Origin of the sequence: Streptomyces sp. NPDC088246 (assembly GCF_044741025.1) — a bacterium.
Taxonomy (GTDB): domain Bacteria; phylum Actinomycetota; class Actinomycetes; order Streptomycetales; family Streptomycetaceae; genus Streptomyces.
The window spans coordinates 167,269-187,142 of record NZ_JBIURV010000001.1 but is presented as its reverse complement, the minus strand read 5'-3'; the positions used below and the strand labels follow the sequence as shown (position 1 = coordinate 187,142).

Here is a 19,874-nt window from a genome sequence, read left to right as displayed (position 1 = left end):
GCGCGGGGGATACAGCGCCGTCTCCACGGTTGCGTCGTCGATGTCGCCGGGGGCGGGGTGGGCCCAGGACTGCCGGACCTGGTAGATCACGGTGCCGCGCGCCTCGCGGTCACTGTTGCGGGGTCTTCGTGGGTGAAGGCCGCGCGGAAGTTCTCCAGGGCACGCGGGGAACGTGACGAAGCCCTTCCCCCGGCGGGGGAAGGGCTTCGTGAGTGAGCGCTGGGCAGGCCTTGCACCTGCATTTCCCCGCAGGAAGCGGGGTGTCTTTCCTTGGACCACCAACGCAGCGTCAGTCGCCGTGAGTTGCGGAAACTTCCAAGATCAACCATAGCGCATGCGCCCGTCGGTCGGCCCCGGCCATCACGAAGACGTTCGACACCAAGGCAGTCCCCGACGGGGAGAGCGCGCTGGACAATGCGTGATCCCCGATCGAGGCGATCCGCGTCCAGCGCCGTCGCCAGACAGCCCGCGAACCCGGACCATTTGGTTCGGGCTCGCGGCATGTATCGGTATCGGCGGCGGTCGGCGGTCGGCCTGATGGCACGCCAGGCCGGCTGCTCGACATGGGCGAGGCGGTTCTGGGCGTACGTGAAGGGCAGACCGACGTACACGCGGAGCAGTGCGGGGTCGGCGCAGCACACCTGGCCGGAGCCGTATTCCACAGCGATCAGGGAGCCCAGAGAGTTCGAACGAGCGGCGGCCGGGACGGGCGGGTGGGCGCGCGACGGCCTTCCGGGGCCGCCGATCTGACAACATTTCGGTTTGCGACGGACGGCAATCCGGTCCGGGGCCTTCCCGCGCGATGCCACATGTGCAATTTTACATGTCACATATCGATTGCCCGCATGCCCAACGTGCGGCCACGAAGGCCCCGGAGGCCCCCTCAGATGCGCCCCTCCCGGATATCAACGGCCAACGCGCGCAGGCTTTCTGCGCTCGGCGCCGCTTTCTTCATCGCGCTCGGCCTGCTCACGCCGCAGAGCCAGGCCACCCCCGTCGGCGCCGTGACCAAGGTTGGCGCCAACGCTGCCGGACCCGCGGCCTCGGCGCCGCGGTCGATCCCGGTCCCCAAGTCGCCCGACGCCACGACCGACGGCTCCGGTTTCAAGATCTCCTCGCAGGACTCCATCGAAGAGTCCGCCCCGGCGGCCGCCCCGACCGCCGAGCCCGTCAAGGCCGGCAAGCAGTCGGCCGCCGCCGGCGGGAACGAATGCGGCGACCTGTCCGGAGTGATCAACGCCACGGGCAGCGCGCTGATTCAGCAGCTCAAGGCCCTCCCCAGGGTCACTTGCACCTACCCGCTGTTCAACCTCACCGGCACCGACGCCGGGAAGACGTTCCGCGAGCCCCAGATGGTGACCGTCGCCAACGCGCTGCGCGACGCCTCCGCCACCTACCCGGGCGACAACAGCACCTCCGTGGGCCAGTTGGTGATGTTCCTGCGCGCCGGCTACTACGTGCAGGACAACCACCAGGACGTGGTCGGTGACTACGGCACGGCACTGCAGGCCTCGGCCCGCGGCGCGCTGGACGCCTTCTTCGCCGCCCCGCGCAGCAAGGACGTCACCGACGCCAACGGCGACACGCTCAACGAGGTCGTCACGCTGATCGACAGCACCCACGAGGCCGGCCGGTACGCCGGCGTCGTCAAGTGGCTGCTCGCCAACTACGACGCCACCTGGCCGAGCCGGATGACCCTCTCCCTCGAGAACGCCGAGCGCGTCGTCGAGAACGGCTTCGATACCAAGAACGACGGCCGGGGCTGGCGGGCCGCGCTCAAGGCCGACCCTGCGATCCTCAACACCTGGGCCGACTTCATCACCCGCAACGACACGCAGCTGAACCGCTTGGACGTCATCAGCAATGTCGGCCGCTTCCTCGGTTACGCCCTCGACGTTCCCGAGCTCAAGGACCGGGTCCGGCCGCTGCTGAAGGACCTGATCAACCGCTACCCGAACGTCGGCCCCACCGCCCCGATCACCATGAACCTGGGCTGGGCCACACGTCAGTACGACAAGGGCAACTGCACGGCCTACGGCATCTGCGACCTGGGCAGCCGCGTGCTCCCGGTGGTCCTGCCGATCCAGCACACCTGCACCCCGGGCCTGAAGATCCGCGCCCAGGACATGTCCCCCGGGCAGCTGGCCACCACCTGCACCAGCCTGATCAACCAGGACGCCTACTTCCACCGCGTGATCGGTGACAAGGGCGCGATCCCCGGTGACGTGAACACCGACCTGGAGGTCGTCGTCTTCGACGACTACACCCAGTACTCGCTGTACGCCTGGGCCATCTACGACATCGACGTCGACAACGGCGGCATGTACGAGGAGGGCGACCCGGCCAAGCCGGGCAACCAGGCCCGCTTCATCGCCCACGAGGCGTCCTGGCTGCGCCCCAAGTTCGAGATCTGGAACCTCAACCACGAGTACACCCACTACCTCGACGGCCGCTACAACATGCACGGCGACTTCGACGCCGGCCAGACCACGCCGACCATCTGGTGGGTCGAGGGCATCGCCGAGAACATCTCGTACGGCTACCGCCAGGAGCGCAACGCCGACGCGATCGCCGAGGCCGGCAGGAAGACCTACCAGCTCAGCGAGTTGTTCGACACCGTCTACGGCCAGGACGAGGACTCCGACGTCAACTCGACCCGGGTCTACCGGTGGGGCTTCCTGGCGGTCCGCTACATGCTGCAGGCGCACCCCGCGGACATCGAGACCGTGCTCGGCAAGTACCGCACCGGTGACTGGAGCGGTGCCCGCACCTTCCTGAAGCAGACCATCGGCACCAGCTACGACGCCGGCTTCGCTACCTGGCTGACGACCACCTGCGCGACTGACAACTGCGGCCCCCTGCCGGAGGCCCCGTCCACCCCGCTCTGCACCAACGCAGACCCGCGCCAATTCGACAAGAACTGCCGCCGGGACAAACTCGCGGCCACCACCGGCAACTACAGCAGCCACTTCCTGTACCTGCCGGCAGGCGTCCAGCACCTGACCATCACCAGCACCGGCGGCACCGGCAACGCCGACCTGTACTACAACGGCACCAGCTGGGCCACCACCACCTCGTACCAGGCGAAGTCCACCAACGCCGGCAACAACGAGACGCTGACCATCGACAACCCGCCGTCCGGCTGGGTCTACTTCAGCCTCGCCGCCGGACAGCAGGACTTCAGCGGCGTGAGCGTCACCACGCAGTACCAGTAGGCCGCTCCACCGGAACCCACCGAGGTCCGCCGAGCAGGGAAGGCCCCCGCCGGCGTGACACTGCCGGAAAACGGGGCTTGGGCGTGCGTCCCGCCGTCGTCGGGCGGCGGGACGCAGTGCTGTCCCCGCCCGACCAGGTCGCCGGTGGCGGGCGGACTGCGTGAGCTTGTCGGGATGCAGCCGCAGCCCGACCTCGTCCTACTCGTCCCGCGGCAACCGCGCCCACCTGCGGAAACGCCGCATCAAGGCGGTCATCCCAGAGAAGAAGGACCAGGCCGCCAACCGCAAGAAGAAGGGCTCCGCAGGCGGCCAGCCTGTCAGCCGCGACGCGGACCTCTACAAGGAACGGAACACCGTCGAGCGTCTGATCAACAAGCTCAAGGCCTGGCGAGGCATCGCCATCCGGTACGACAAGACCCCGGACAGCTACCTTGCCGGACTCCACCTACGCGCCTCGATGATCTGGCTCAAAGACCTCACCCGAACCGCCCCAGGCGCACCGTCTTCCTGCTAGGCACCCTTCAGTTCCTGCCGCTGCCGCCCCAGCCCCGCGACCTCCAGCTCCACGACATCCCCCGCCCTCAGATACGGCTTGGGCTCGGGGTGCCCCAGCGCGACCCCCGCCGGCGTCCCGGTGTTGATCACATCGCCCGGGTACAGGGTCATGAAGTGGCTGAGGTATCGGACCACCTCACCCACGGGGAAGATCTGGTCGGCCGTCGTGCCGTCCTGCTTCAGCTCACCGTTGACCCAGAGCTTCAGCGACAGCGCCTGCGGGTCGGCGATCTCGTCCGCCGTCACCAGCCACGGCCCCAGCGGGTTGAACGTCTCGCAGTTCTTGCCCTTGTCCCAGGTGCCGCCGCGCTCGATCTGGAACTCGCGCTCGGAGACGTCGTGCGCCGTCGCGTATCCGGCGACATGTGCGAGCCCCTCCTCGGCAGACTCCAGGTAGCGAGCGGTGCGCCCGATGACGACCGCGAGCTCGACCTCCCAGTCGGTCTTGACGCTGCCGCGCGGCACCAGCACCGTGTCGTCGGGCCCGACGACGGTGTCAGGCGCCTTGAAGAACAGGATCGGCTCGGCGGGAATCTCCGCACCGGTCTCGGCGGCGTGGTCGTGGTAGTTCAGCCCGATGCACACGATCTTGCCGATCCGGGCGAGCGGCGGCCCGACCCGCAGCCCCTCGGCGTCGAGCGCGGGCAGCTCGCCGGGCGCGGCCGCGGCGGCCCGTACCCGGGCGAGCGCGGACTCGTCGGCGAGCAGCGTGCCGTCGATGTCGGTGACGATTCCCGACAGGTCACGCAGGGTTCCGTCCTCGTCCAGCAGTGCCGGTCGTTCCGCGCCTGCCGTACCCACACGAAGCAGCTTCAACGGTCTTTCTCCCCTTGGTCGAGATCGGGCCCGGCGGATGGGTGTCGGCCATCGCAGGCTTGTCCGATCGTCCAAGACATCCGATCACTCTGCAAGACCCTGTTCACACACTGGACCGGCGCACTGGCCGCCCCGATCACGCTGCGGTGGCCATGGCGGTGCCCGCGGCCGGCATGTCGCGATAGAGGAAAGCCCGCTCGACCGCGGTCCAGGTGGTGCTCGTGACGACGTACAGCGCGGCGGCGAGTGGTACGACGGAGACGGTGAAAAGCGTGGCGAAGGACATCAGGGGCATCAGCTTCGTCATCATGCCCATGCCCGGGACCGGCTGTCCGTCGGGGCCGGTGGTCGGGGTGACGGGGTTGGCGGCCATCTGCTGCTTCGTCCGCCGGTAGTTGAAGGTGGCCACGACGGCGACGATCGCGTACAGGCCGAGGTAGACCATGCCCTGGGCCCCGAACGGTCCGCCGTGCGCGAGCGCGTCGTGCCAGTGCTCGCCGAGCGGGGCGCCGAAGAGCTGGTGGCCGAGAAGCTCGTTGGGGTGGCCGTCGATCGTCTGGCTGGAGAAGAGGTGGTAGAGGAGGAAGAAGGCGGGCATCTGCAGAAGGCTCGGCAGGCAGCCGGAGAGCGGCGAGACGTTCTCCGCCTTGTGCAGTTCCATGAGCGCCTTCTGCATGCGCTCGGGGTTCTTGCGGTGTTTCTTGCGCAGCTCGGCGATCTGCGGCTGGAGCCTGGTGCGGGCTTTCTGCCCTCGCGCCGCGGCCCGCGACAGCGGGTGCACGGCGAGCCGCACGAGCGCCGTGAACAGCACGATCGCGGCGGCGGCGGACGCGCTCTGGAAGAGCGGGTGCAGCACATCGGCCAGCGCGCCGACCAGGGCGGCGAACGCGGACATGATGACGGACATGGGTGAGCCCTCCGGGGGTCTCGTCTTGCCGGGAAGAAGAGCGAACTCGGCATGACGAACCGCGAGAGGTGGCTACTGCTGGTGTGAGCCCCTACGCGGCCGTCGGAAGGGCGCAGCCGGGGGCTCGGGGGCGTCTGCGCCCCTTGGCGTCCGGGTCTCGCTGCGGCAGGAACGCGGTGCGTTTCTCCCGGTCGCGCATGGCCGTACGGACCCGGGTGCGGGGCACGGGGGCGGCGCAGCGGGCGCTGATGACCGAAGCGACGGCGAGCGCGGAGCCGGCGGCCGCCGTGGCGGCGAGCGCGACGGCGGCGGAGAGGCTGCCGCCTTCGGCGAGGAAGACTTCGGTGACGAGGAAGAGCAGCAGCCCCAGGGGGCGGAGCAGCCGGGCGAGGCCACCGCGCAGACGGTTCACGTCACCGCTCATCGGCCCCTCCCTTCTTCCCCTTCGCGGCCTGACGGCCGGACTCACGCAGCCACGCTTTTCGCGCAGGTGTGCGTTCGGCTCCCCAGCCGTTATACACGATGGGTCCGGCATACCCCTCCGCGCTCAGGCGCGATCGGTCTCCAGCGGCCGCAGCAGCCGGTGCGGCGCGAGCCGTTCCTGATCGTGGGCAGCCTCGCCGACGACTACGGCCGCCGCTGACGATCGCGATCACCGCGACGGGCTCGGGCGCGGACGGCGCACTGCTGCTGTCGGTGGGCCTGGCCCTGTCGGCGACGGTCAGTGTCCTGCTCCTGCGGGAGCGCCGCTGAGCTCCGCGTCCGCCCCGTCCTCCGGAACCCCGATCTCGTCCCGCGCGAGCACCTCGCTGTCCGGCCGGTCGTCGCGCTCGCGCGGGCCCGCGTACGTCACGGCGAGCGCCACGGCGAGGTTGGCGCCGAGCGCCACGATGCCCGCGTTCACCCCCCACACCGGATCGTTCTCCGTGAACACGAACCCGCACACCACGCCCACGCCGACGACCAGCCCGCTCATCGCCCCAAGCAGGGTCAGCCGCCGCCACATCAGCCCCAGCAGCACCATGGGGAGCAGCTGCGCCATCCCCTCGTACGAGATGAGGGAGAGCCGTACGAGGGTGTTCGGCGCGGTGTACGTGAGCACGAGCGCGATCACCCCCGCGGCCACCACGACGGTCTGGGCGGCGCCCTTCTGCCGCCGCTCCAGCCGCGGCACGAGCGAGAGCACACTGCGCCCCCACATCGTGCCGATCACCAGCATGAAGACGGCCATCGGCACGATCGACGACAGAGCCGCCGCCACACCGATGACGCCGACCGCCCAGGCCGGCAGCGAGTCCACGACCAGCTTGAAGAGCGCCAGGTTGGACTCGGCGCCGACGAGCCCCGGCACGACGAAGAGAGCGGCCATGCCGAGCAGCATCGGCACGAAGAGCAGCACGTTGTAGGCGGGCAGCCACATCGCGTTGCGGCGCAGTACGTCTGCGTTCTTCGCGCCGAGATAGCCGGCGACGGTCGTCGGGAAGATCACCACGGTCAGGGAGTTGAGGAACGAGGTGGTGATGAACCATGCCTGCCCGAGCCCGCTGTCCCCGTGCCCGGGGAAGGTCAGCCACTGGCTCTTCTCGGTGACGAGCCGGTCGAGGAAGGGCCCGTAGCCGTCGAAGTAGTGGATCGGTACATAGAAGGCGAGGAAGCCGAGGGTGGCGATCACGAGGATGTCCTTGAGGACGGACACCCACGCGCTGCCGCGCAGCCCGCTCACCACGACGAAGCCGGTGGTGACCGCGAAGGCTATGAAGTAGGCCCAGTTCAGGCTGATGGCACCGTAGGAGATGGTCGAGACGACCACGCCCATGCCGGTGATCTGGAGCTGGATGTACGGCAGCAGGAAGACGGTCGCGAGGACCGCGACCAGCGCACCGAGCCAGGGCCGTCCGAAGCGGTGCGCCACCATGTCGGTGATCCCGACGAGCCCGTGCTTGCGCGCGTACGCCCAGAGCGTCGGCCCGACCACATAGCCGAGGGCGTAACCGCAGGACATGTACGCCACCACGTAGAGCACGGGCGCCCCGTAGTTGTAGCCCCATCCCGCGGCGCCCAGGTAGCTGAAGCTGGTGTAGCCCTCGCCGGCCATCAGCACCCAGATGAACACGGTCCCGAGGCTGCGCCCGCCCACGGACCACTCCGCGAGCCCGCCACCCTCGCCGCTCCCTCGCCGCCGCCCGCGCATCGCGAGCAGCCCGAGGGCGACGGTGACGACCATGAAGAACCCGAAGACGGAGGTCGCGACTGCGGCGTTCACCGGCGGTCCCCCCGTCGGGTCAGCCATACGGCGACGGGTGTCAGCAGGGTCGCCCCGAGCAGCCATACGAAGAGGAACGGCAGCCCGAGAACCACGGGACGGACCCGGTTCACGAACGGCAGCGCCCCCAGGTACAGGACGTAGGGGACCAGCAACCACAACAACTGCGGACGTCGTCTGAGCACGTCAGGGAACCTTAGTGCGACACCGCTACCGCGCCCGGACCCCCGTGAGCTTCCCCCATACGACAAGCCGGTAACGAGAGGTGAATTCGGGCGTGCACGTAGTGAGCGTCACATAGGAACCGGCCGTGCTGTACCCGACGTGCGGCTTCACATTGCTGCGCGGGACGGCCGCGATGACACCGCTGTCACGGGCGCTGGTCTGCCCGAGCGTCCGGTCGACGGTGTACGTGTAGACGGCGTCCCGGGTCTCCACATCGATCCGGTCCCCGCGCCGCAGCCGGTTGATGTACCGGAAGGGTTCGCCGTGCGTGTTGCGGTGCCCGGCGAGCGCGAAGTTCCCGGCCCGGCCGGGCTGTGCGGTGCGCGGGTAGTGTCCGACGTACCCCTTGTCGAGGACGCCGCGTTTGCTGATGCCCTGGGCGACGGGGGCGGTGAGCCCGAGCCGCGGGATACGGATGACGGCATACGCCTGGTCCCAGCGGGGCGCGGGGGGTGCGGTGCGGCCCCCGGACGAACCCCCGCCGGAAGCCCCACGTCCGGACTCGCCACTGCTCCCCGTACCGTCCTCCGGCCCCTGTGGCTGTCGCGGCTGCTCCGGTGGCTGCCCCTGCGGCTCTCCCCACTCCCTCTCAAGCGCCTGCACCTTGTGCTGGGCGTCGGCGCGGGCCTGCCGGTTGGTCCACCACAGCTGATGAACAACGAGCAACAACAGGACGAAACCCAGGGTCACCATCACCTCGGCGCCCGTCCACAACCCGCGCGCGGCGACCCGGCGCCCTCGCGAGTTCCGCTGCACCACGACCGGTATCCGCTCCCGCACGGCCCGCACGATAGGGCCATGTGCCGTAACTCTCCAGGGCCGGAACAACCCTCCGTCCAGATGCCGTACAGCAGTACGGTGTGGTTCATGCGCCCCGACACGCCTGCTGACCACATCACCGAAGCCGAGCGCCTGCTGCGCACCGCGGCGCAGTACCCCGAGGACCGCGAGCCGCTGCTCCTCCAGGCCGCGGCCCATCTGGAGCTCGCCGGTGACCGCGCCCGCGCCACCACCCTCTACGACGAACTGCTCGGCTCCCCCGACCTCGACCGCCCGCACCTGGTCAAGGCCCTGAACGCGGCCAACCTGTGGGAGTACGGCCACGAGGCCGAGGCCCGCGCGATCATCGACGGCATCCGTACCGCGGGCCCGCTCGACCCGGCGCCCTGGGAGATCGCGGCCGAGACCCTCGAATCGCACGACGAGCTGGAGGCGGCCCACGACTACTTCACGACCGCGCTGACGCTCCTCCTCACGCCGGGCGAGGAGGTCCCGTACGCCACGCAGTCGCTGCTGATCGGCCGCCACCGTGTGCGAAGGCTGATGGGCGTCGAGCACGACGTCTGGGACGAGCTGGCCGACACCGTCCACGCGGCCTCCGTCCCGCTGGACGAGCTGCACGACCCGAAGCGCCTGTGGGCGCTGGGCTCCTCGGACCCGGGCGAGCTCCGGGCCGAGATCACCCGCCTCCGCGCCGAACTGGGCACGTACCGCACCGCGCTGTCCCGCCCGTTCCCGGTGGCGGTGCTGCACTGGCCGGCCACCGAACTCGACGAACTCCTCAACGCCTACCCGGTCCTGCGCAGCGAGTACCCCTCCCACGCCGACCACCTGGCCCGCCTGGAAGCCGCACTCCGGGACCTCCACCAGGCCGGCACCCCGAACCTCGGCATCGTGACGGGCACGGTCCCGTCGTACGAGGCCTTCGCCGCCTCGGAAGCCACGTCCCCGGCCGACCCGGGCCTCCTCCCCCAGTACGCCACCACCCTCGCCGCCCGCGGCCGAGCGGTCCCCTGGCCCCCGGCCCGCAGCGCACCCTGCTGGTGCGGATCGGGACGGGCGTACCGGGAGTGTCACGGCACGGACTGAACGACGATACGAAGGGGCGGCCCCGGCCCGGCCGGGGCCGTTCCCGTACCGCACGGCCACCCATGACCCCGCGCGCGAACGTGACACATCGGGCCGCGACCGTCACGACACGACAACGGGGGTGGCGTCCCCCGGAATCCCGATGGCCCCGTCATGCCGCCGATCCGTATGGTGCAGCCATGCCCGAACTCCAGCTTCTCCGCGCCGATCACGCCCCGGCCCTGCTCGCGTTCGAGCGGGAGAACCGCGCCTTCTTCGCCGCGTCGGTACCGGACCGCGGCGACGAATACTTCGCCCACTTCGAAGCCCGGCTCGCCGCGCTGCTCGCCGAACAGGCCGCGGGTATCTGCCGCTTCCACGTCCTGGTGGACACCGATTCCGACAGCGCGGGCGAGATCCTGGGCCGGTTCAACCTGGTCGACATCGCGGACGGCTCCGCCGAACTGGGCTTCCGTATCGCCGAAAAGGCCACCCACCAGGGCCTGGCCACGGCCACCGTCCGCCAGATCTGCACCCTGGCCGCCACCGAGTACGGCCTGACCACACTGCGCGCAGCGGCCGCGCTCGACAACACGGCCTCACGCGCGGTCCTGACCCGCACGGGGTTCGTCCCCACCGGAGAGGAACTCCTGCTGAACGACCGCCCCGGGCTCGGTTACGTACGGAGTACGGCGGGCGAGGCCTGAGGGGCGTAGAGGTCCGAGGGACGCGGTCCGCCGGAGACGCGCCGGGCGACGGCTCGGGTGCCCGGCGCACCGATCTCCGCCGCGCCGCCCCACACCGACCGCGGCCCCGTCCCCCCGTTGCCTCCCGTCGGCGTAGCCCCGGGTCCCGCCCCGCCCCGGTCCGCACCGGCAGCGGCCGGGGCGGGGCCATGCCGCAGGTCAGAACTTCCAGGCGGGGTCGTTCGCGATCTTCAGCATTGCGGTGGTGTCCAGCTGCGGCTGCGACCGCGTGTTGCGCGCCGCCTTCGCGTCCGGCCGGCCGTTCCACTGCTGAAGGGTCACCGTTCGGCCGTCCTTGCGCAGCACACGGACGTACAAGGACGGCTGTCCGTCCCGGGGCAACCGCAGGGTCACGGCCTCCGCCCGTGCGCCGTCGGCGAGTTCGACCACCTGGCAGTCGCTCGCCGGGGCGGTGTCGCGCGGAGCCGGTGCGCCCGGCCGGGGTGCGACCTTCGGCATCGTGATGCTCGCGCAGAGCGGCACCTGCGGGCCCTTGGCCGTGTACTCCGCTCCGCCGACGAACTCCACCGGGCCGGTGCCGCTGTCCCACTGCACGCGGTAGGTCCGGCCGGGGAAGTCTCCCTCCCGGACGGTCGCCTTCCCCTGCGGGAGCAGCCCGACCAGGGTGTCGGCGAGCTGCTCGCTGCTCCACCGGGTCGTGTGCTCGGTTCCCGGCCCGAAGGCGTCGGGCCGCAGGGTCTGCGGCGCCGCGCTGCCGGCCGCGGCGGGCACCAGCGGACCGACGAGCGGGTCGGCCGCGGCCGACGGGGTCGTGCCCGGGCCGGCGCCGGGCGTGACCAGTGCCAGGGCGGCCACCGCCGCCCCCGCGGCCAGGCCCGCTCCGGCAAGTGCTCCGCGACGGCGGACAACGGTGCGCCGTCCGGCCGCGACCGCCGTGTCGATGCTGGTCCGCAGAGGCGGCTCGTCACTGAGCCCGGCCTCCAGAAGGGTCTTGACATCGTGGTTGTTCATCGCAGTACGGCCTTCCTTCGAGTGGAATCGGCTGGAGGGGCGAACGCCCCGAACGTGTCGGAATCCGCGTCGTCCCCCAGGAGGGAACGCAGGCGGGCCAGTGCCCGCGCGGTGTGGCTCTTCACCGTGCCGGTGGAGCAGCCCATGGCCGCGGCGGTCGCGGCGATGTCCAGATCGGCCCAGTAGCGCAGCACCACCACCGCCCGCTGCCGCGGCGGCAGGACGGCCAGCGCGGCGCGTACCTGGAGCCCCAGTGCCGGGTCCTCACAGGGCTCGGCGCGGTCGGGCAGTACGCAGGAGGGCTGTTCGCGACGCCAGCGCCGCCGCATGTGGTCGACGCAGGCCCGGGTCAGTACGCGGTGGGTGTACGCCTCCATGTTCCGTATCTGGCGCCGCCGCCCCCACACGGAGTACAGCTTCGCCAGTGCCGTCTGCGTGATGTCCTCGGCGTGGTGCCAGTCACCGCACATCAGGTAGGCGGCGCGGCGCAGGTGCACCAGCCGCTCCTGGGCGAAGCCGCGGAATTCCTCCAGGTCACCGGTACGCAATGCGTGCCTCCGTTCGTCTCTGCCCCTTCGACGGAGCGGGCCGGGTGCGGGGATGTCACGAGCCGCCAGATCTCTCCGAATATCTTTCTGACACCCCGTCACCTCTTCGCACCCCGTCCGCTCCGTCGTTCCTGTCGAGACATGGAAGTGACCGGTGCCCGCGTCCGGAGCGTCCGCCCCCGCGATACGGGCGAACGCTCCCGCGGGGCCGCGCTATGGAGAGGAACACGTATGCGGGGCATACGTACGACAGGCCCGCCGACCGCCGTCGTGCTGGGCGCACTGCTGATCGGCACGGCGGCCGCACCGCCCGCCGGGGCGGCCCCGCCCCACGCGGCCACGGCGGCCGGGGCGGGGTCAGGCTCCGGCTCCTTCGTCTCCCTGAAGGCCACGGCTCGCAACACCGACGGCGGCACCGTGGAACAAACCATCCTGCACGCCTACCGCCTGGCCCCCTGACCGCGGCGAACCGCCCCGGGCAACACAACCTTCCACTCTCCGAGCCGCCCCGGCAGACCCTGAGCCTTTTCCAACTTGGTTGGCGAGTTGGCCAGTTGGCATGTGGGCACTGGTGACAGCCGGCACCTCCTGACGGGGCGCTGAGACATGTAAGGGATTTTCGGGTCCGGGCAGGAGCGCTATACGTGGAAGGGCACGGTGGTGACGACGATTTTGGGGAGGGACCGCAGGGCGCGGCGCAGGCGTGGGGCGGTGCGACTGTGGAGGAGTTGGTGGCGCCGGTGCCGGGTGATGATCTCCGGGAGGATCACCGTGAGGGTGAGGTCGGGGTTCTGCCGGTGCAGGGCCTCGATGTAGTGGACGAGAGGGGCCACGGTCGCCCGGTAGGGGGAGACGACGATCTCCAGCGGGAGGTGGTCTCCCCACAACGCCCAGTAGGCGCGCACCCGTTCGGCCTCCTGAGGGGTGAGGCTGATGTGCAGGGCGAGCACGGGCTGGCGGAGCGAGGCCGCGTAGGCGAGGGCCCGCATGCCCGCGAGGTCGAGGGTCGCGAGGGCGACGACGGTGAGGTGGCGGATCTCCCCGGGCAGTTCCTCGTTCTCCCCGTTCGTCTCCGACTGCGGCGCGTGCCGTCGGGGGGCGGGGGACACGTCCGGCGTGGCTGGGCCCGTGCCCGGTCCCATGGCGGTGTGCGCGGGCAGTTCGACGGTGTGCGGACGCAGGCGCAGGCTTGCGCGGACGGTGGCGTAGTGGTGGTGGATCCGCATGGTGAACAGCAGGAACAGGCCGACGGCGACGATCGCGACCCAGGCGCCCGAGGTGAACTTGCTGATGCCCGCGGTGATGAAGACGACGGCTGACAGAAGGCCGCCCAGGGCGTTGAAGAGCAGGCTTTTGCGCCAGTGCCGGTCGCGCAGTCTCCACCAGTGCATGACCATGCCGGCTTGGGAGAGCGTGAAGGCGAGGAAGACACCGACTGCGTACAGCGGGATGAGGGCTGCCGTTTGTCCGTTGAACGCCACGTAGACCAGGGTGGCGGCCACCGAGAGCAGGATGATTCCGTTGCTGTAGGCCAGCCGGTCGCCCAGGCGCATGAAGGCCCGGGGCGCGTAGTCGTCGCGTGCCAGGAGGGACAGGACACGGGGGAAGTCGTTGTACGCCGTGTTCGCGGCGAGGAGGAGGACGGCCGCGGTGGTGGCCTGTACGAAGACGTAGATCCATCCGGAGCCGAAGCTGAGGTGGGCCAGTTGGGAGAGCACCGTCTCCCGGGTGCCGGGCACCACGCCGACGAGGTGGATCAGGACGATGATGCCGGTGAACATGGCGATGAGCAGGCCCATCATCCAGGTGAGTGTCGTCCGGGCCTGGCGCCACTCGACGGGCTTGAACGCCGGTACCGCGTTGGAGATGGCCTCGATACCGGTCATCGCCGTGGCGCCGGAGGAGAAGGCCCGCATGATCAGGTAGAGTCCGGCGCTCTCGGTGACCGTGGCCGCCGGGGTGGGAAGGGGCTGGAAGTCCTGTCCCGCCGCGTGGACGAGTCCCGCCACGATGAGGGCGAACATGGCGATGATGAAAGCGTAGGTGGGGGCGGCGAACAGGGCGCCCGCCTGGCGGATGCCGCGCAGGTTTCCGGCGAGCAGAAGGACGATCACCCCGACGCCGATGGGCACGGTGTCGGGGGCCAGCGACGGGATCGCCGAGGTGATGGCCGCCACGCCCGAGGCGATCGACACCGCGACGGTGAGGACGTAGTCGGTCATCAGTCCCGCGGCGGCCACCAGACCGGCCACCTGTCCCAGGTTGTCGCTGGCCACGATGTACGAGCCGCCGCCGTGCGGGTAGGCGCGGATGGTCTGACGGTACGACAGGCCGACTGCCAGCATGAGGAACACGATCGCGCCGGAGACCGGGAACGAGTACGCCAACCCGGCCGAGCCCGCGAGCACGAGGACCGCGAGCATTGCCTCGGGACCGTAGGCGACCGACGACAGCGCGTCGGCCGACAGCACGGGCAGCGCGACGAGCTTGCGCATCCGCTCGGACACCAAAGCGGAACTCCGCAGCGGCACTCCCAGGACGAGTCGCCGCACGCACGCCCCGGCACGGCCCAGCCGCCCAGTGGGCGGTTCCTCCGTGTCGACCTGCCCGCCCGGCGAAGACGCCCCCAGGGGTGAGAGGGGAACCAGGCGCGCGAACCGGGCCGGCCGGAGCTGTGCCGCCGGGGGAAACGCGCCCAGGTCGGGGTCGACGGGCAGAGCCCGACGCCATTCCTCGGGAGACGCCGACACCTGACCCCAGGCACGGCCCACCCCGCGCAGGACGCGCAGTTGTTCCTCGTCCAGTTCGGCCAGTTGCGCGGCAGGTCCGGGCGGTCCCGCCGACTCCCCGCCTCGACTACCCTTCGCATCAGTCACGCGCGCAGTGTGGTCGATCAGGGCTCCCCGAGCGGCGATGACATGCCGGTGTCGGAGACCCACAAGATCGCGCTGGGTGGCCCATTGACGCTGTTGGCGAATTCAGCCGGATCTCGGCGTGAGCGTGTGCTCACGCCGAGATCCGGCGGTTCCGCGCGCAACAGGCCCGGTCGTCCATCCGATATCGGCCGACCTGTTCACGACCACGGGCCGATGACGATGGATGAGCTGATGGCGCTTTCCCTGCCCGGTTACCCGATGGGCCGGCGGATCCCGGCTGTGGCTAGCTTTCGGGTCCCTCGGCCGGACGGACCGCGACCGCGTCGATCTCGAAGAGCATCCCGGGCAGCGCGAGCGAAGCGACCCCACTGAGCGTCTGGGCGGGCAGCCGGTCGGCCCAGGCGCCGTGCAGCGCCTTGCCGAGGATCTCCAGCTTCTCCAGGTCATGGTCGACGATGTACGTGCCGAGCCGTACGACATGTTCGAAGCCAAGCCCGACACCGGCGAGCGCGATGCGCAGGTTGCCGAAGGACCGCTCGACCTGTGCGGCAAAGTCGCCGGGCACGACCTGGCCGGTGTCGTCGGAGGCGTACTGCCCACCGATGAACACCAGCTCGCCGGGTGCGGAAGCGGCATGGCTGTAACCGAACGGGGTGGGGTCGTGCAGCCCGGCGGAGTTGGTGATGGTGCGGTTGTCGCTCATGTGCGGTGGTTCCTTCAAGTGTGGTGTTTCCACCGGTCCGGTGAGGCTCCCCCAGCGGAGTGGGCACTCGATCTCTGCGCTGCGAGGGCGATGTCGTGACTCTACTTGAGGCACTTCGTGCGGGTTTCGGCAGCCGAGCGTGGAGTGCAGCCGTCGGCGGTTGCAGTCCACTGCGATGAAGCGGAAGACGTCGGCCCGCCGGCTCATCAACTCCGGCGGCGGCCCGGTGATTGTCGTCAACGGCGACACCGAACGCGACTACGCCCAGCCCGACCTCGACTTCGACCGCACGCACCGCGTGTGGAAGACCCTGGTGGGTGGAACCAAACTCTCCCGCGGCTTCACGGTCGAGGGCCTCACGGTGACGTACTACCGCCGCACCACCCAGCAGGCCGACACCCTGATGCAGATGGGCCGCTGGTTCGGCTTCCGCCCCGGCTACCGCGACCTGGTCCGCCTCTACATCGGCCGCGAGGAGCCCATGGGCAAGTCGAAGACGGTCGACCTGCACGAGGCCTTCGAGGCCATCTGCCGCGACGAGGAAACCTTCCGCTCGCAGCTGTCACGGTACGCGGAACTGGTCGACGGCAAACCGCAGGTGACTTCTGCTCAAATACCGCCGCTGATGTCCCAGCACCTGCCGTGGATCAAGCCGTCCGCCCGCAACAAGATGTTCAACACGGAGCTGGTGAAGATCCGGTCGCCGGGGCAGTGGGTGGAGCCGACGGCGTACCCGACGAGCGCCATGGACCTGCGGCACAACACCGAGGCGTGGCGACCCGTCCTCGAATTGTTGGATCCCACCCCCGTCACGCTGAGGTGCCGCTGGTCGGGACGACAGCTACGAGGCCGTACTCGGCACGCTCGACCACGGTGCGCTGCTCGGGATCCCATGCGATCTGAAATGGTCAGCTCCCACCCAGTTCTCGCCGCACCTGGAGTCCCTCGTCGCGGCGGGTGACGCGGACAACGCCATCGACGACTGGCTGGTGATCGTTCCGCAGCAGACCTCGGTAGGTAAGGTCGAGGCGAGCATCCTCGGCTCCCGCCCGCTCTCGCCGGCAAGCCGTACCCGGCGCCGCGGTGACCTCTTCGGTGCGATCAGCGAGCCCAAGCACCGTGGTGCCGCCCTGCGGGTGGCCGGTGCCATCGAGGACTCCGGGGACCCCTTGGTCGAATCGATCGTCCGGGAACAACGAGGCGTCCTGGTCCTCTACCCCTTGGCCGAGGAGGAACCTCCTCGGCTCTCCTCCGGCGGTGCGATCGATCCGGGAGCCGTCGTCATGGCTTTCTCCCTGGTCGCCCCAACCTCGCCGAACGCAAGGCAGAGGAGCCTGGTGCGCCTCCGCGCCATCGATTCGAGCAAGAGCAATTTCGCTGTCATTGATCGCGAAGAGGGCGGGGCGTAGGAGACTTGGCAATGATGAACACCGCCAAACCGTCCTCCCCCGGCGTCTCTGCCCGGATGAGCCGCCAGGCACGCCGCGACACCGCTCCCGAGGTCGCGGTCCGGAAGCTGTTGCATGCGTCCGGCTACCGGTACCGCCTCAACGAGCGCGTACCGCACATGTCCCGACGGACGATCGACATCGCCTTCACACGCGCCAAGGTGGCGGTGTTCCTGGACGGGTGCTTTTGGCACGGCTGCCCCGATCACGCCACGCAACCGAAGTCGAACGCGGAGTGGTGGCGACAGAAGCTCGATCGGAACATGGCGAGGGACACAGAAACGACAGCGCATCTGGTCGCCGAGGGATGGACGGTCCTGCGGTTCTGGGAGCACGAGGCCCCGGCTCAGGTCGCCGAGCAGGTCGCGAAAACCGTCGATCGTGAGAAGTCCGCGAGGCGGACAAAGCAAGAAGGTGGGGGCTTGTGAGCGGATTGCGATTCGTGGACGTGTGCGCGGGGGCGGGCGGACTCGCGCTGGGACTGGAGCAGGCGGGCTTCGATCCTGTGCTGCTTTTGGACAAGAAACCCGTGGCCTGCGAGACGCTGCGCCTGAACCGCCCCGCCTGGAAAGTCCTGGAAATGGACCTTCTGGAATTCGTTCCGGACGAGCACCCGGAGACCTACGACGTCGACCTGCTGTCGGCGGGCCCGCCTCGGGTGAAGTCGAGTGCCACCGTCGCAAGAACAGAGACCGAGGAGGAACAGCGCCTTCTGGAAGCAGCGGTCCTCCTTGCCCACTCGATCCAACCACGGGCCCTCCTCGTGGAGAACGTTCCCGGACTGGTGGGTGCCCCAGAGTTCCGGAACGTGCGCGAGTTCATCCGCGAGGAACTGGAGCACCTCGGATACCGACTGCGGTGGTTCGTGCTGAACGCTGCGGACTTCGGGGTACCTCAAGACCGTAAGCAGGGCGTACTCGTCGCGCTCAAGGAGCGGTACTTCGACTCCTTCCGGCCACCACTCCCGACCCTCACAACACACGTTTCGGTGGGCAGCGCACTGCGTCGCTCCATGGCGGCCCGCGGCTGGCGCGACGCCGACGCCTGGGCGGCACAGGCGATCAGTGTGGCGCCGACTCTCGTGGGCGGCTCCGACAACCGAGGGGGCGCCGATCTCGGGCCGACCGGGACGAAGAAGGCCTGGGCTCGCATGGGGGTCAACGGCAGCGCCTTGGCCGATGATGTGCCGGGCCCGGAATGCGATGGCTCCCCCGACATGGTCAAGCTCACGAACGCGCAGGCCGCCCTCTTGCAGGGTTTTCCCGACCAATGGCAGTTCGCGGGCAGGAAGACGGCCCGATATCGGCAGATCGGCCATGCCTCCCCTCCGCCGGTTGGCAAGGCGCTGGGCAGCGCCATCGTGAACGCGCTGCGTGTCTGATCGCACGCGTAGCACTCTTGGTTCGGCGGTAAAGGGATCACGAAGGGCCGGCTACACTTCGATCCCATGACCCATGCACCTCTCCAACAGCGTTCACCTGCGCATTTCCACATCGTGGACCTGTTTGCGGGACCTGGTGGCCTCGATATCGCGGCCACGATCATGGGAGTGAAGAGCATCGGGGTCGAGTGGGACGATGCGACGCGGGCGACGCGCGACGCGGCCGGTCTCCTGACCACAAAGGAGAAGGACGTCGCCGCACTGGGCCCGTGCAATCTGCAGGTGAAGGACGCGAATGTCCTCACGGGCGGGCCTCCATGCCAGTCCTTCTCCGTGGCCGGCAACCGGAAGGGCCACAAAGCGCTGGAAGAGGTAAAGCGATTGGCCACATGCTTGGTGGCCCCTCAGGACCTCGGCTCCTTCGAAGCTGTCTGGGAAAAGGTCAAGGCGGACCCTGCCCTCAAGTCGGACGAGCGCACGGGGCTCGTCCTGCAGCCACTGCGTTGGATCATGGAGGCCAAGTTCAGGCGCGAAAAGCCTTACGACGTGGTCGTCCTGGAGCAGGTACCCACGGTTCTCCCGGTATGGAAGCACTACGCCGAACTGCTCAGGGGAATCGGCTACGCCGCTGACGCCCATGTTCTGCACTCCGAGGACTTCGGTGTCCCGCAGACGCGTCGCCGGGCCGTACTGATCGCCCAGTACGACCCGGGCAACGAGAAGAGGGCCGTTCCGTTCCCCGAGGCGACGCATCAGCGGTACCGCAAAGGGATCAAGCGTCTGCCGGCGGGGACGGACAACATGGAGCCTCGATCGAACGGAACGTTGTTCGCAGCGCCGGCCGGGGGAAGAGAGATCGAGCCCTGGGTATCCATGCAGGACGCTCTCGGCACGTCGCGGCCCCGTGACTTCGTGATGGTCTCCAACTACGGCTCGGGCGGTGACCCGAAGAACCGTGGACGGCGGACCTCGCTGGAGCCCGCCGCAACGATCACCGGCAAGTGCCGACGCAACCGCCTCTTCCTCCTCAAGGAGGGCGAGTCGGGAGCGAAGGAGGTCGGCGAGGAGCTGGATCGGCTGTCGTTCGAGGAGGCCGGGCTCCTCCAGTCGTTCCCCGCTCGCTATCCGTGGCAGTCCACCGATGTGGCCCAACAGATCGGGAACGCTATTCCACCACTCCTTTCTCTCCACATCCTGAGCAGCGCGCTCCGACTCGGGCAGCCGGATGGCGCGTTGATCAACAAATTGGCTGCCTGGGAACCGGAGCATCCCGGCTCTCCAGCAGATGCGGCCGAAGGCATATGAAGCAACCGGGGGCTTGTTGTGAAAATGGTCCGAGCCGCTGGTTGGCTAATGACCGCCCTGCCTTCA

The 19,874-nt window shown here is 69.4% G+C and carries 19 protein-coding genes and 1 pseudogene; 10 read left to right on the top strand and 10 right to left on the bottom strand.

The window, feature by feature from the left end:
- The first annotated feature begins 887 nt into the window (after positions 1-887).
- Entirely contained in the window at positions 888-3,215 is a 2,328-nt protein-coding gene (locus tag ACIPEK_RS00870; RefSeq protein ID WP_401989497.1) for a collagenase, read from the top strand.
- Between the two features lie 196 nt (positions 3,216-3,411).
- A pseudogene (locus ACIPEK_RS00865) lies at positions 3,412-3,729 on the top strand (transposase); the annotation flags it as partial.
- On the opposite strand, the gene ACIPEK_RS00860 reads toward ACIPEK_RS00865, so the two are convergent.
- From ACIPEK_RS00860 to ACIPEK_RS00835, 6 genes are all read right to left on the bottom strand, one after another.
- Positions 3,726-4,586, bottom strand: a complete 861-nt coding sequence (locus ACIPEK_RS00860; protein ID WP_401989496.1) for a fumarylacetoacetate hydrolase family protein — start codon at positions 4,584-4,586, stop codon at positions 3,726-3,728. The pseudogene ACIPEK_RS00865 and the gene ACIPEK_RS00860 sit on opposite strands and share 4 nt — an antisense overlap.
- A 136-nt stretch (positions 4,587-4,722) precedes the next feature.
- Entirely contained in the window at positions 4,723-5,493 is a 771-nt protein-coding gene (locus ACIPEK_RS00855; RefSeq protein WP_401989495.1) for a YidC/Oxa1 family membrane protein insertase, read from the bottom strand.
- A 91-nt stretch (positions 5,494-5,584) separates the two neighbouring features.
- Positions 5,585-5,917: a DUF6412 domain-containing protein gene (locus ACIPEK_RS00850; protein WP_401989494.1), complete on the bottom strand. Its 333-nt coding sequence runs from the start codon at positions 5,915-5,917 to the stop codon at positions 5,585-5,587.
- A 297-nt stretch (positions 5,918-6,214) separates the two neighbouring features.
- Positions 6,215-7,756: a sodium:solute symporter gene (locus ACIPEK_RS00845; RefSeq protein ID WP_401989493.1), complete on the bottom strand. Its 1,542-nt coding sequence runs from the start codon at positions 7,754-7,756 to the stop codon at positions 6,215-6,217.
- Positions 7,753-7,911: a DUF3311 domain-containing protein gene (locus ACIPEK_RS00840; RefSeq protein WP_078852680.1), complete on the bottom strand. Its 159-nt coding sequence runs from the start codon at positions 7,909-7,911 to the stop codon at positions 7,753-7,755. Before ACIPEK_RS00840 ends, ACIPEK_RS00845 begins: the two co-directional genes overlap by 4 nt.
- 55 nt (positions 7,912-7,966) lie before the next feature.
- Positions 7,967-8,770: a class E sortase gene (locus ACIPEK_RS00835; RefSeq protein ID WP_401989492.1), complete on the bottom strand. Its 804-nt coding sequence runs from the start codon at positions 8,768-8,770 to the stop codon at positions 7,967-7,969.
- 78 nt (positions 8,771-8,848) lie between these two features.
- Here ACIPEK_RS00835 and ACIPEK_RS00830 point away from each other — a divergent pair, with 78 nt between their 5' ends.
- Positions 8,849-9,850, top strand: a complete 1,002-nt coding sequence (locus ACIPEK_RS00830; protein ID WP_401989491.1) for an SEC-C metal-binding domain-containing protein — start codon at positions 8,849-8,851, stop codon at positions 9,848-9,850.
- 179 nt (positions 9,851-10,029) lie between these two features.
- Positions 10,030-10,536 carry a GNAT family N-acetyltransferase gene (locus tag ACIPEK_RS00825; protein WP_401989490.1) on the top strand — a complete coding sequence of 169 codons (507 nt, stop codon included), beginning with the start codon at positions 10,030-10,032 and terminating at the stop codon, positions 10,534-10,536.
- Between the two features lie 198 nt (positions 10,537-10,734).
- On the opposite strand, the gene ACIPEK_RS00820 is transcribed toward ACIPEK_RS00825, so the two are convergent.
- Complete coding sequence (locus ACIPEK_RS00820) at positions 10,735-11,547, bottom strand: hypothetical protein (protein WP_401989489.1); 813 nt, start codon at positions 11,545-11,547, stop codon at positions 10,735-10,737.
- Complete coding sequence (locus ACIPEK_RS00815; RefSeq protein WP_401989488.1) at positions 11,544-12,095, bottom strand: SigE family RNA polymerase sigma factor; 552 nt, start codon at positions 12,093-12,095, stop codon at positions 11,544-11,546. The genes ACIPEK_RS00820 and ACIPEK_RS00815 overlap by 4 nt, the downstream gene beginning before the upstream one ends.
- A 231-nt stretch (positions 12,096-12,326) precedes the next feature.
- Between ACIPEK_RS00815 and ACIPEK_RS00810 the strand changes: the two genes are divergently transcribed.
- A complete protein-coding gene (locus ACIPEK_RS00810) occupies positions 12,327-12,554 on the top strand; it encodes a hypothetical protein (protein ID WP_401989487.1) in 228 nt (75 codons plus the stop codon).
- A 179-nt stretch (positions 12,555-12,733) separates the two neighbouring features.
- Here ACIPEK_RS00810 and ACIPEK_RS00805 read toward each other — a convergent pair whose 3' ends face one another.
- The gene (locus ACIPEK_RS00805) at positions 12,734-14,971 is read right to left on the bottom strand and encodes an APC family permease (protein WP_401989486.1); all 2,238 of its coding nucleotides are present in this window, start codon (positions 14,969-14,971) and stop codon (positions 12,734-12,736) included.
- Between the two features lie 283 nt (positions 14,972-15,254).
- Positions 15,255-15,674, bottom strand: a complete 420-nt coding sequence (locus ACIPEK_RS00800; protein WP_401989485.1) for a RidA family protein — start codon at positions 15,672-15,674, stop codon at positions 15,255-15,257.
- Between the two features lie 175 nt (positions 15,675-15,849).
- On the opposite strand from ACIPEK_RS00800, the gene ACIPEK_RS00795 reads away from it, so the two are divergent.
- The 5 genes from ACIPEK_RS00795 (at position 15,850) to ACIPEK_RS00775 (ending at position 19,808) form a co-directional block, all read left to right on the top strand.
- A complete protein-coding gene (locus tag ACIPEK_RS00795) occupies positions 15,850-16,635 on the top strand; it encodes a Z1 domain-containing protein (protein WP_401989484.1) in 786 nt (261 codons plus the stop codon).
- A gap of 28 nt (positions 16,636-16,663) precedes the next feature.
- Positions 16,664-17,083, top strand: coding sequence for a hypothetical protein (locus ACIPEK_RS00790; RefSeq protein ID WP_401989483.1), 420 nt, complete (start codon positions 16,664-16,666; stop codon positions 17,081-17,083).
- Between the two features lie 14 nt (positions 17,084-17,097).
- On the top strand, positions 17,098-17,550 hold the full coding sequence (locus ACIPEK_RS00785) for a very short patch repair endonuclease (protein WP_401989780.1): 453 nt from the start codon (positions 17,098-17,100) through the stop codon (positions 17,548-17,550).
- Positions 17,547-18,503, top strand: coding sequence for a DNA cytosine methyltransferase (locus tag ACIPEK_RS00780; RefSeq protein ID WP_401989482.1), 957 nt, complete (start codon positions 17,547-17,549; stop codon positions 18,501-18,503). The genes ACIPEK_RS00785 and ACIPEK_RS00780 overlap by 4 nt, the downstream gene beginning before the upstream one ends.
- Before the next feature lie 66 nt (positions 18,504-18,569).
- A complete protein-coding gene (locus tag ACIPEK_RS00775; RefSeq protein ID WP_401989481.1) occupies positions 18,570-19,808 on the top strand; it encodes a DNA cytosine methyltransferase in 1,239 nt (412 codons plus the stop codon).
- Positions 19,809-19,874 lie beyond the last annotated feature (66 nt).

Excerpts from the sequence above, each read along its gene's own strand:
- ACIPEK_RS00870 (WP_401989497.1), top strand. The coding sequence starts at position 888 with ATGCGCCCCTCCCGGATATCAACGGCCAACGCGCGCAGGCTTTCTGCG.
- ACIPEK_RS00855 (WP_401989495.1), bottom strand. The coding sequence starts at position 5,493 with ATGTCCGTCATCATGTCCGCGTTCGCCGCCCTGGTCGGCGCGCTGGCC.
- ACIPEK_RS00850 (WP_401989494.1), bottom strand. The coding sequence starts at position 5,917 with ATGAGCGGTGACGTGAACCGTCTGCGCGGTGGCCTCGCCCGGCTGCTC.
- ACIPEK_RS00830 (WP_401989491.1), top strand. The coding sequence starts at position 8,849 with ATGCGCCCCGACACGCCTGCTGACCACATCACCGAAGCCGAGCGCCTG.
- ACIPEK_RS00825 (WP_401989490.1), top strand. The coding sequence starts at position 10,030 with ATGCCCGAACTCCAGCTTCTCCGCGCCGATCACGCCCCGGCCCTGCTC.
- ACIPEK_RS00820 (WP_401989489.1), bottom strand. The coding sequence starts at position 11,547 with ATGAACAACCACGATGTCAAGACCCTTCTGGAGGCCGGGCTCAGTGAC.
- ACIPEK_RS00810 (WP_401989487.1), top strand. The coding sequence starts at position 12,327 with ATGCGGGGCATACGTACGACAGGCCCGCCGACCGCCGTCGTGCTGGGC.
- ACIPEK_RS00800 (WP_401989485.1), bottom strand. The coding sequence starts at position 15,674 with ATGAGCGACAACCGCACCATCACCAACTCCGCCGGGCTGCACGACCCC.
- ACIPEK_RS00795 (WP_401989484.1), top strand. The coding sequence starts at position 15,850 with ATGAAGCGGAAGACGTCGGCCCGCCGGCTCATCAACTCCGGCGGCGGC.
- ACIPEK_RS00785 (WP_401989780.1), top strand. The coding sequence starts at position 17,098 with ATGAACACCGCCAAACCGTCCTCCCCCGGCGTCTCTGCCCGGATGAGC.
- ACIPEK_RS00775 (WP_401989481.1), top strand. The coding sequence starts at position 18,570 with ATGACCCATGCACCTCTCCAACAGCGTTCACCTGCGCATTTCCACATC.